At 70.6% G+C, this 1,179-nt stretch carries 2 protein-coding genes; both read left to right on the plus strand.

Annotated features, from left to right (window positions below):
* On the plus strand, positions 1-964 hold a 964-nt coding region (locus WDW90_RS37345; RefSeq protein WP_336492761.1), incomplete at its 5' end, for an aldehyde dehydrogenase family protein.
* Positions 961-1,179, plus strand: a 219-nt coding sequence (locus tag WDW90_RS37350) for an ATP-grasp domain-containing protein (RefSeq protein WP_336492762.1), incomplete at its 3' end; no start/stop codon positions are given. The genes WDW90_RS37345 and WDW90_RS37350, both read left to right, overlap by 4 nt.

A 1,179-nucleotide genomic window follows, 5' to 3' on the forward strand; every position in this document is an offset into this window, starting at 1 on the left:
CGTCGAACTGATGCGCGCAGAGCTGGAGCGCATCGGCCTGCCCGCCGACCTCGTGCAGATCCTGCCGCACCCGGTCACGAAGGACTCGACCGAGGCGATGATGAAGGCCTGCGACCTCGTCGTCGTGACGGGCTCCCAGGACAATGTCCGCCGGGCCTACTCGAGCGGCACGCCCGCCATCGGTGTCGGGGCCGGCAACGTCCCGGTGATGATCGACGAGACCGCCGATCTCGATGCGGCGGCCGAGCGGATCCGGGAGTCCAAGATCTTCGACAATTCGACCTCGTGCTCCTCGGAGAACAGCGTCGTCATCGTCGACGCGGTCTACGATCGGGCGATCGCCGCCCTCGAGCGCGCCGGCGCCTATCTCTGCACGGCGGAGGAGAAGCAGCGGATCGCCGAGCGGCTTTGGGTCAAGGGCAAGCTCAACCGCGACCTGATCGCCCGCGACGCCGACGTGCTCGCCCAGGCCTTCGAGCTGCCGCCGGAGGCGCAGGGCAAGGCGTTCTTCCTCGTCGAGGAGGAGGGCGTCGGGCGAGCCCATCCCTTCTCGGGCGAGAAGCTCGCGCTCGTGCTCACCGTCTACCGGGCCCGCGACTTCGCCGCCGCCAAGGCGCGGGTGCGCGAGATCCTGGAGCACCAGGGCAAGGGCCATTCCTGCGGCATCCACACGACGGACCTCGCCCGCGCCCGCGAGCTCGCCGAGGATCTCGACGTGGTGCGGGTGCTCGTGAACTTCGCCCACACCTTCGGGAACGGCGGCGGCTTCAACTCGGGGCTCGGCTTCACCCTGAGCATGGGCTGCGGCTCCTGGCAGAAGAACAGCATCTCCGAGAACCTGAGCTACCGCCACTTCCTCAACATCACGCACCTCGTCACACCCATTCCCGAGGACCGCCCGAGCGAGCGCGAGCTGTTCGGGCCCCACTGGGACCGGATCGGCTACGTGGAGGACGCCCGATGAACTTCCTGGAACACGTCGCCAAGGCGCGGGTGCTCGCGCCCGCCGGCATCCCCGTGCCGCGCGCCGTCCTGTGCGCGTCGCCGGAGGCCGCCGCCCGGGCCTTCGCCGAGCTCGGCCCCTGCATGGTCAAGGCGCAGGTCCCCACCGGCAAGCGCGGCAAGGCCGGCGGCATCCGGGCGGCGCACTCGGCCGACGAGGCCCGCAGCCTCGCCGAG

This window comes from Methylobacterium nigriterrae (genome assembly GCF_037106235.1).
In the GTDB taxonomy this organism is placed as follows: domain Bacteria; phylum Pseudomonadota; class Alphaproteobacteria; order Rhizobiales; family Beijerinckiaceae; genus Methylobacterium; species Methylobacterium nigriterrae.